Annotated in this window: 7 protein-coding genes and 5 pseudogenes; 9 read left to right on the top strand and 3 right to left on the bottom strand. The window is 46.3% G+C overall.

Annotated features, from left to right (window positions below; genetic code table 11):
- Positions 1 to 89: 89 nt before the first annotated feature.
- The 3 pseudogenes from Xmir_RS21480 to Xmir_RS21470 form a co-directional block, all read left to right on the top strand.
- Positions 90 to 251: pseudogene (locus Xmir_RS21480) on the top strand (transposase); the annotation flags it as partial.
- A 244-nt stretch (positions 252 to 495) separates the two neighbouring features.
- A pseudogene (locus Xmir_RS21475) lies at positions 496 to 1564 on the top strand (IS110 family RNA-guided transposase).
- Between the two features lie 10 nt (positions 1565 to 1574).
- Positions 1575 to 1892, top strand: a pseudogene (locus Xmir_RS21470) (transposase); the annotation flags it as partial.
- Here Xmir_RS21470 and Xmir_RS29700 read toward each other — a convergent pair.
- The 3 genes and pseudogenes from Xmir_RS29700 to Xmir_RS21460 all read right to left on the bottom strand — a co-directional run.
- Positions 1889 to 2290 (bottom strand): transposase, encoded by a 402-nt coding sequence (locus Xmir_RS29700; protein WP_244171014.1) that lies wholly within the window; start codon positions 2288 to 2290, stop codon positions 1889 to 1891. The pseudogene Xmir_RS21470 and the gene Xmir_RS29700 sit on opposite strands and share 4 nt — an antisense overlap.
- Positions 2291 to 2292: 2 nt before the next feature.
- Entirely contained in the window at positions 2293 to 2586 is a 294-nt protein-coding gene (locus tag Xmir_RS29695; protein ID WP_244171015.1) for an IS110 family transposase, read from the bottom strand.
- Positions 2587 to 2827: 241 nt separating this feature from the next.
- Positions 2828 to 2983, bottom strand: a pseudogene (locus Xmir_RS21460) (IS1 family transposase); the annotation flags it as partial.
- Positions 2984 to 3635: 652 nt separating this feature from the next.
- Here Xmir_RS21460 and Xmir_RS29690 point away from each other — a divergent pair.
- The 6 genes and pseudogenes from Xmir_RS29690 to Xmir_RS21420 all read left to right on the top strand — a co-directional run.
- A complete protein-coding gene (locus Xmir_RS29690) occupies positions 3636 to 5213 on the top strand; it encodes an AMP-binding protein (protein WP_279627223.1) in 1578 nt (525 codons plus the stop codon).
- Positions 5206 to 6522, top strand: coding sequence for a condensation domain-containing protein (locus tag Xmir_RS21445; protein ID WP_099116036.1), 1317 nt, complete (start codon positions 5206 to 5208; stop codon positions 6520 to 6522). Before Xmir_RS29690 ends, Xmir_RS21445 begins: the two co-directional genes overlap by 8 nt.
- A gap of 14 nt (positions 6523 to 6536) precedes the next feature.
- Entirely contained in the window at positions 6537 to 7439 is a 903-nt protein-coding gene (locus tag Xmir_RS21440) for an SDR family NAD(P)-dependent oxidoreductase (protein WP_208620470.1), read from the top strand.
- 1 nt (position 7440) lies between these two features.
- Positions 7441 to 7716 (top strand): hypothetical protein, encoded by a 276-nt coding sequence (locus Xmir_RS21435; protein WP_208620469.1) that lies wholly within the window; start codon positions 7441 to 7443, stop codon positions 7714 to 7716.
- A gap of 2 nt (positions 7717 to 7718) precedes the next feature.
- The gene (locus Xmir_RS21430) at positions 7719 to 8144 is read left to right on the top strand and encodes a nuclear transport factor 2 family protein (RefSeq protein WP_099116034.1); all 426 of its coding nucleotides are present in this window, start codon (positions 7719 to 7721) and stop codon (positions 8142 to 8144) included.
- Between the two features lie 320 nt (positions 8145 to 8464).
- Positions 8465 to 8740: pseudogene (locus tag Xmir_RS21420) on the top strand (site-specific integrase); the annotation flags it as partial.
- Positions 8741 to 9109: the final 369 nt, after the last annotated feature.

The raw sequence follows: 9109 nt of genomic DNA, 5'->3' as shown, positions 1-9109 counted from the left end.
ATGGCGCGGGCAAATAAGTCCTTTATGACGCCGGATATATGGTAGCAAACCGTATCGACTCAATGCTTGCACAACCGGGGGCGTCCATATATGGTTTTAAACTTCATTTGGTTATCAATGATTGTAAGGAATTGTTAGCCGTGAAACTCACCGCAGGAAATCAGGATGATCGTCAGCCAGTCAAAGCGCTGGCAAAAGGGTTAACGGGATGTTTATATGGCGATAGTAAGAATACCCTCTATCAGAGGCTATAGATCCACTGTTTTTTTAATCTATTCTTCTGATGTATGGCGTTTTTTCTGTTTCCTGACCCGTATGGTGATTGACCGAGATTGTGTCCTTCCTTTGATCTGTCGGTGACAAGAATACGCCATAAGAGGGTTCTCCTCACGGTACGCGTGACTCAAGAAGGGCCTGACGGCTTGTCTCTTTACTGTCCTGTCCGGGGTATCTGTCAGGAGAAATCAGTGTATTTTCTGACAGAGACTTTATGCTATGGCTGAAATTCAACAAGGTGTCATCGGTGGTGTTGATACCCATAAAGACCTGCACGTTGCTGCGATCGTTGATCATCATAATTGTGTTATAGGGTGCGAGTTTTTTCCGACAACCCAAAAGGGATATTGCCAAATGTTATCTTGGATGAAGTCATTTGGAACACTAGTCCGGGTAGGTATTGAATGTACGGGTTCATATGGTGCGGGTTTATTGCGTTATTTTCAAAGGGCAGGGATTGAAGTCCTTGAGGTGACTGCGCCCGATAGAATGGAACGCAGAAAGCGGGGAAAAAGTGACACGATTGATGCTGAATGTGCAGCCCATGCGGCGTATTCACGCATTCGTACCGTCACGCCTAAAACAAGGGATGGTATGGTCGAATCTCTTCGCGTTCTGAAAGCCTGCCGGAAAACCGCCATCGCGGCCCGGCGTGTGGCACTGCAAATGCTTCAGATGACTATCGTCTCTGCGCCTGAAGCATTACGGGCACAGTGCAGAAACTTAACCCGAATGCAGCTGATACGTACTCTCACCACCGCCAAACCTGATATGACCCGGTATCGTCATGTTGAGGATGCCTACCGTATTTCACTGAAATCACTGGCACGACGCTATCTGGAATTACAGGACGAAATTAGCGATTTGAACATCATGATTGCGGCTATTGTAGATGATCTTGCCCCCGATCTGATTAAGTGCAAAGCAGTCGGATATGAGTGTGCTTCTCAACTTCTTATTACCGCGGGTGATAATCCAGAACGTCTCCATTCAGAATCCAGTTTTGCTGCATTATGTGGGGTAAGTCCAGTACCGGCGTCGTCAGGAAAAAATCAGCGTTACCGTCTCAACCGGGGAGGTGATCGTGCAGCAAACAGTGCACTTCATATCATCGCCATTGGCAGGCCGTACAGATGCTAGAACACAGGAATATGTCGCCAGACGGGTTGGAGAAGGCCATTCAAAGCTGGAAGCTATACGTTGCTTAAAACGCTATATATCCAGAGAGATATTTACCTTATTGCGTAACCAAAATCGACAGATCAACAGTCGGCAAATAACCACTTGACACTTAGAAGGGCATCAAGGGTTATCTTAGCCAGGAACTGGCAAATGATTTAGCGCAAACCGGTATCACTTTTATCACGAAAAAACGCCGTAATATGAAAGCGAGTGTGCTAGCTGAGTGGGATAAGATAATGTTATTAAGGCGTTTTATCATCGAAACAATTAATGGACAATTAAAAACCATTTCTCAAATAGAACACTCTCGCCACCGAAGTATAAAAGGATTTCTATTGACTGTTTTAGGTGGGCTGATTGCTTACTGCCTTAAATGGAAAAAGCCGTCACTGAAAGTTTTCTACTCAGAAGAAGATTTCCCAGCGACGGCTTAAACGGAACTCGGGTTAATTAACGTTCGGAGATGGCGGTTGCCCTGTTTGCTCAGTGAAGACAAGCGACTTTTTCCCCCTGAACTATGTTGCTGGGGAACCAAACCACACCAGGCTGAAAGTTGTCGGCCATTGGCAAATTGGTGTGCGTTGACATCACTCACGAAAGCCGCCGCAATCAGGGGACCGACGCCGGGGATAGTGAGCAGATGCTCATAACCCGTTTGCTGACGGGAAAGCGCCGCGATTTCGTGATCCATTTCATGAATGCCCGTGTTCAAATTCCGCATATCTTCCCATAAGGTATGTAATAAACGGCGTAGCACACAAGACAGGCGATGACTGTCATCTTCGAGAATATCAGCGAGATGCTGTTGAAGTTTCTGAATGCCTACAGGCACAATCAGCCCCGATTCAGCCAGAAAAGCCCGCATTTGGTTGGCGAGTGCGGTCCGTTGTCCACCATGAGTTGCCGGGCACTGCGCAGGGCTTTAATATCCTGCTGTTCCACGGTCTTGACGGGAACAAAATGGAGACCAGGGCGGCAGGTGGTTTCACAAATAGCCAGCGCATCATTGGCATCATTTTTTTGATGATGGCAGAAGGCCTTGACGTGTTGAGTAGGGACCCGCCTGACGGTATATCCCATCGCTTGCAGCGTTCGACCCCAATAGTGAGACGTTGCACAAGCTTCCATCGCAATGACGGTGCCCGGCGGAAAAGAGTGCACAGTATCAAGCAATTTTTGCCGTGAGATTTTTCGGTTTTAGGCGACAGAACCGTCCTCCCCCCAGACGCAAACTTGAAAAACGTTTTTGGCGAGGTCAATGCCAACGACTTTAATCGTATTCATGAGATGTTCTCCCGAAATTCAGTGCATCAGAAAGAAAGTTGGCACTGTTTGCAGCTGAAAAAGGGAGCGTCCATCACATCACTACAATTCCAGCTTGACAGGCTCGATAAGAATAATCGAGCTGGAAAGTACGATGACAGGGTAAACAGCGATAACGTTGGTGACCCCCTTTGCCAATACCCTGTTTTTTAACGTCCTTCGTTTGGTGACAAAATCGACATTTTACTTCCACTGTAGCCACGTATGTTATCTCGCAAAAAGAGATATTATAGATGAAGAACAACACTTTGAATACATGACCATTTTCTTCGTGATAATACGCAACATGTTATGAATTTTTATATTCAAACCGGGAACTTTTGTTGTGGTTATAATATTAAATGTTTTATTTGGTAATCTATACTTTAGTTATTTCTGTTATAGGTATTATTTTATTTATAACCCGTAGCTGCTTGTTTTAATAAAATTATTTATATTCTTTTATGTTATCTGGAGTAAGGGGAAAACATAATATTTAGCCGTCAATGTACCAACGTCTTAAAAGTGAATTTATGTTATATTATTGATATATTTGAATAAATAATCACTATATCAAGTTTTATTAATTAAGTGATAAAGTTTGGTAATGATTGTAATTAAAGCGCTGTATATAGATTTTTAAATTTTAGTTATTATTATCTTGATAAGTAATATCCATTTTATTTATCTGACCAATAAGGTATGGAGTTGCTAGAGAAATTGACTTTACGGGTGTTTTTTCTTGTACAGAATAACGTGAATAAAAGAAACTAATTTATTCACATATTCACATATTCACATATTCACATATCATTACTATTTTTTTGAGTGGCAAATGCAAGTGCAAATGCAAATACAAACACAAGGACAAGGCCGTGATATACGCGAACTCGACTTGCATTTCATTATCACCATACCAACGAGATATCTGGGTTGCTGCTATGCAGTTTCCAGATACAAACCAGTATACGATCCTTAGTTATATTCAATTCAGCAACAATATTGATGAAAGCACTTTAAAAGTCGTTTTAATTAATACTGCTGAGAAAACGGATGTATTCAGATTGCGATTGAGTGAAGAGGATGGCATTCCTTATCAATGGATCGATAAAGAATTTGAACATCAAGTAACTTTAATAGATTTAACCCACCAAACTGATTCTACAGCTTCTGCCGAGTCTTGGCTACAAGATGCTTTCAATCATAGCCACAAGCTCGATGCCAGTAGCCTTGTCGATTTTACCCTGTTGCGAACGACTGAATCGGTATACGTACATGTGCGAACGCACCATATCGTCAGCGATGCTTGGGGCTTGCAGATTTTCATGAATCAGGTTCGAACCGAATATCCAATTAACCAACGTGATGTATTGCTGCAAAAGACCCCAGCATCTTTTGATGTGTCTGTTTGGGAGTTGTCCTGGTGGAGTTTCACTGGAGCCAGTCTTTCATTGCTGCCACCTAGTGCTGAGAAGGATCCTCGTGAAGTGTTGCGGGCGATCGAAAGGGATTCTGTTACTGTCATCCATTTTGTTCCCTCAATGTTATCCCCGTTGTTAGATCTGCTGGAAAGCGACCTGCGATTACGTGATTCGGCCGCATCACTGCGCCTGGTGTTCTGTAGTGGGGAAGCACTGATTCCAGCACAGGTCATTCGTTTTAAGCGAATTTTTAGCAATGCTGTTCAATTAGTAAACCTTTATGGCCCCACAGAAGCGGCTATCGACGTATCTGACTTTGAGTGCCCGAATGACCTTCATTCACGGGTTCCTATCGGCAAACCCATCGACAATATACAACTTTATGTTTTGAATAAAGAGCTTAAGCCCCAACCTTTAGGAGCTGCAGGAGAATTATATATTGGTGGTGTCGGTTTGGCTCGTGGTTATCCTCTCAATGCTATTCAACAGGCACATGGTGACACTTTGCATACCGCATTCAACTATGTGAATTTGCATGTGCTCGAACCACTTAAAGAGCTTAGCGCGCTGGATGTATGGGAGCAGTTCTATGCAGGATGGGCAGAAGAAGTTCAGGTCGTCATAGCTGCTACGCCAGAAGCGGGTATTTCAAGTACTCCGGCTCAGGATCGGCCATTCCTTGAAAATTGGGGAGATGGTCCGGTTACGTTCCTAGGTGATGCGGCACACCCAATGCTCACCAGCTTGGGTCAGGGGGCCGCCCTCGCCATTGAGGGTGCTGCTGTACTGGCGCATTGCTTGGCGACCATTGATGATACAAAGACGGCCCTTCGCACTTACGAGAACCAACGTCGCGATCGTGCTCGGGCCATGGTAGAAGGTGCGCGAGCGCTTAGTCATATTGAACAACTGGAGAATCCGTTCAGTACTTTTGTCCGCAACCTCTATTTTCGGTTTGTTTCTGAACTTTCTTTAACCAAAAAAAACGAAATGGCATTGCTTTTTTTCCTGGAGTCGAATAACCATGACTGAAATAAATCGTCCACTTTCTTGCTTAGAGCGTTGGTACTGGCTGTGCGACCAGTTTTCGACATTAAATGTAATCTCTCGCGTTCGTGTGCATGGCGAACTACAAATGACGGCACTACGCCATGGATTAGACGAGTTGCAGGTGAGGCATCCGTTGCTGAGAACCCGCATTGAACATGATAATGGTCTTAATCCGAGGTGGGTGTCTTGTGATCAGGCTATTCCGTTACGAGAGATTCGTTTTGCACAAGATCAACAATGGGTCGATGAGGTCAATAAACGCGAACTAATGGAACGTGTGAATCCCGACATTGGACCGCTGATCCGTACTGTAGTGGTCAACAGCGCCGACGGGATTTATGACCTACTGGTGATAGTGCCACATATCATTGCCGATGGAACCACGGTACTGTCGCTGGCTGAACAATGGCTCACGCTTGCGAATAATCCCGTGTCGTCTTCGTGGATAGCCAGGGCTCTGCCATCCGCAGAAGAAATGCGACCATCGAAGTTTACGGGTAAAGAGGGGGCTATACAACTGGCTGAGCAAACAGCGCAGGATGCAAAGCTGATGACCACGCATAAGCCAGGCCGGATAATACCCAACCGTGTAATTTCTCCGGAGAAACGACGTACCCAACTGTTACGAAGAGAACTCAATAGTGATCAACTTACTCTCTTAATCCAGACCTCTCGTAAGCATGGTACCACCGTGCACGGTGCGTTGACGGCAGCACTAGTACTTGCTGCGGCACTAGATGACCAAAATCATCCCACTCAATTTGCAGTTGGTTCACCAATAGATTTTCGTCGCGAACTAGTACCTGCCGTGAGCCACGACGAAGTTGGTACCTACGTAGCAACAGTCATGTCGGTGGTAAATGTTTCGCAGCCTTTTTGGAATATCGCCCGTGACATTACCACCGATTTAGCTAAACGTAAGGCGTCGGGACACCACTTTAACTTGGTAAATCTAGTGGCAGATTTGGCACCACAGTCGCTGACGGAAGCCCGTCCATTCATGGAGTTTATGGAGTCAGAGGGACCTATCAACTTGTGCTCATCCAATATTGGACGCTACGAATTTCCCGATCGGATCGGCAGCTGGTACGTAACAGGCGCGCAGTTCCTGACCGGAATATCGGTGAACGGCTATTTCGTTGCCACTATCAACACCAGCCACAACACGCTTTTTTGGAATTTCACCTATATCGATGATGCAGTGCCGGCCAGCCGTGCTACACGTCTGGCCGACACCTGTGTTCGTGTGCTGCTGTCTGCACTCAACGAACCGGCAGGGACTAATCAATAAGGAGTAACTATATCGTGTTCACCATCAAATCTATACCACCACAAGGCAAATATGTGTTGATCACCGGAGCCTCCACGGGACTGGGGCGAGAAACCGCGTTATATCTGGCAGAAAAAGGCTTTCAAGTGATTGGTGGTGTGCGTCAACAAGAGGACGGTGAAAAACTGGCGGCCGACTGCACATCAGAACGAATCACTCCTCTTATTATTGATGTGACTGACGAAGATTCTATCATCACTGCTGCAACTCTGATGTCGGAAAAAGTTGGAGAACAAGGGCTCTGGGGATTAGTTAATAATGCGGGAATTTGCATCTCCGCCCCTCTGGAGTGTGTATCAAGTGACCTTCTACGTAATCAGCTGGAGGTAAACTTGATTGGTCAGCTTGCTGTGACACGAGCAATGCTTCCCCTTTTACGCCGAAGCAAGACTGCCCGCTTAATTAATGTAACATCAGGATTGGGAACTGTCGCAATCCCCTATCTTGGTGCCTACTCAGCGGCACAGTTTGCCAAGGAAGGCTTAAGCGACGCGCTGCGCCGTGAACTGGCACCGATGGGAATTATGGTTTCAGTCGTCAGTCCCGGTACAATCTGGACACCAATCTGGGGCAAAATCGTGGAGGAAGGTGAGAAAGCGATATCGCTGGCTCCCATTGAGGTTTCTGATCTTTACCGCAATACCTATCTGAATTTTTTGCAAGCCAATGAGCAGGGTGCTCGAGACAGCCGTACAACACCAGCTCATGTCGCATCTGCAGTTTTTTCAGCTCTCACTAGTACTAAGCCGAAAACGCGATACCGTGTGGGTTCGGATATTCGGCGGGCGGCATTGCTTGCACGTTGGTTGCCTGATTATGTTCTCGACAAGATGTTCAGGCCGATCGTTACCCCCACTTCAGCCAGTAAGGAGCAATAACATGTCTGATCGCAAACTCAGGCTAGGGGAGGAGCTAATCTCTCCGTTGCATTCGCTCTATGACGGTCTTCAATGTGTAGGCGCATCGTTAGCGCGCCTTGAAGGTCGTATCGCCATCAATCGACTAATCAGCCGCTTCCCCAGTCTTGCACTTGCGATCCCTCATAACGCATTGCAGTGGTTACCTCTTACGTTTCTGCGAGCTTTAATCAGTGTGCCAGTATTGCCAGGCACAGGTTGTGCCGACTACCCACCTTCACTTGTAAAAAGGAATTAAAAATGAATGCTAAAAATGTTCTTGTTCGTAGTTTGCAGTTACTGGAAGCCGGTGATGCCAGAGGATGGTGTGACCTATTTCATCCGGATGGAGTATTAGAATTTCCTTATGCTCCCCCAGGTTGGAAAACCCGTTTCGAAGGTCGTGAAGTTATCTGGAAGCACATGCAGAAATTTCCCGAACACCTAACTGTCAGATTTACTGAGGTAAGTTTCTACGAAACAGCAGATCCTAATATGGCGATAGGAGAATTTCACGGTGATGGTTTCGCTACCGTAACGGGCCGGAAGCTCGAACAAGACTATATCTCCGTTTTATGGACAAACAACGGGCAGATCATGCGGTATCGGGATTTCTGGAATCCTCTCCGTCACCTCGACGCGTTGGGTGGTGTCGAGGCAGCCACTAAGATTGTTAAGGAGGGATAAGCCATGACACGTGCCGCCGTTCTCTCTCTGGTCTGGGCTCCTACCTACCGGATAATATCGTAACCAACACCATGCTGGCTGAAGAACTGGATACCTCGGATGCTTGGATTTTTAGTCGTACAGGCATTCAGACCCGACACGTTGTTGGTGAAAACTGCACAACGGGGGATCTGGCGGTCGAAGCGGCTGCTCGTGCATTATCCTCGGCAGGAGTTGAGCAGGTGGATGCTGTGGTACTTGCTACCTACCGCGAAACCAGACTTCTCTTGCCCAGCCACTGCGCCGCATATAGTAGTTTTCGTTATCACGGGCGAATGGTCAGTTACCAGTATGATCACGATAAAGAAAAGCAGCATATCCGTTCGTTCTTCTATCGATTGTCCAAAGAGTGTGATTTTGCCATTTCTCCCCACCGTTTTCGTCATACCCTGGCCACCGAGCTGATGAAAGCGCCGGACCATAATCTGCAACTGGTTAGAAGCCTGCTGGGGCACCGCAGTGTGGCGACCACAATGGAATATATTGATATCGATATGGAAATCGCGGGTAAAACGCTGGAGAATGAGCTGGCAATCTATCTGGATATTTCGGTGTAAGGATAACTGGAGATAAAAAAGACAGGGCAGGTCTCAGACAGGATTGAGGAGGTGGAGGTGTGAGTGAACTGCCCTGCATCAACATGATGGTATGAAATCTATGGTCGCCTATATGAACGCATCCCGTTTGCAAGACAAAAATCATGTTGACATCGACGGTAGGTTGCAGCTCTATATCCGTACATGAACTCCCGCGTATGTGCAAGATAGGGGAACCTCTAAAAACTTTTCACAGCCACAAAATTGAGTAAAATGTAGACACAGTACATCTCTACAAGGTAGCGCCGTCATGATACCGCCTCGTTCTGCTTTAAAAAAAGACAAGCTGGCATCCGAATATCACCGTCGAAAAATCGATGAATTAGGTGA

This window comes from Xenorhabdus miraniensis, from assembly GCF_002632615.1.
The sequence above is the reverse complement of the archived record's forward strand: the minus strand, read 5'-3'. Positions and strand labels throughout refer to the sequence as shown.

What these genes read in the sequence shown, in the direction of transcription:
- Xmir_RS29695 (WP_244171015.1), bottom strand. Translation starts at nt 2,586, where the DNA reads ATGGAAGCTTGTGCAACGTCTCACTATTGGGGTCGAACGCTGCAAGCG.
- Xmir_RS21435 (WP_208620469.1), top strand. Translation starts at nt 7,441, where the DNA reads ATGTCTGATCGCAAACTCAGGCTAGGGGAGGAGCTAATCTCTCCGTTG.
- Xmir_RS21445 (WP_099116036.1), top strand. Translation starts at nt 5,206, where the DNA reads ATGACTGAAATAAATCGTCCACTTTCTTGCTTAGAGCGTTGGTACTGG.
- Xmir_RS21430 (WP_099116034.1), top strand. Translation starts at nt 7,719, where the DNA reads ATGAATGCTAAAAATGTTCTTGTTCGTAGTTTGCAGTTACTGGAAGCC.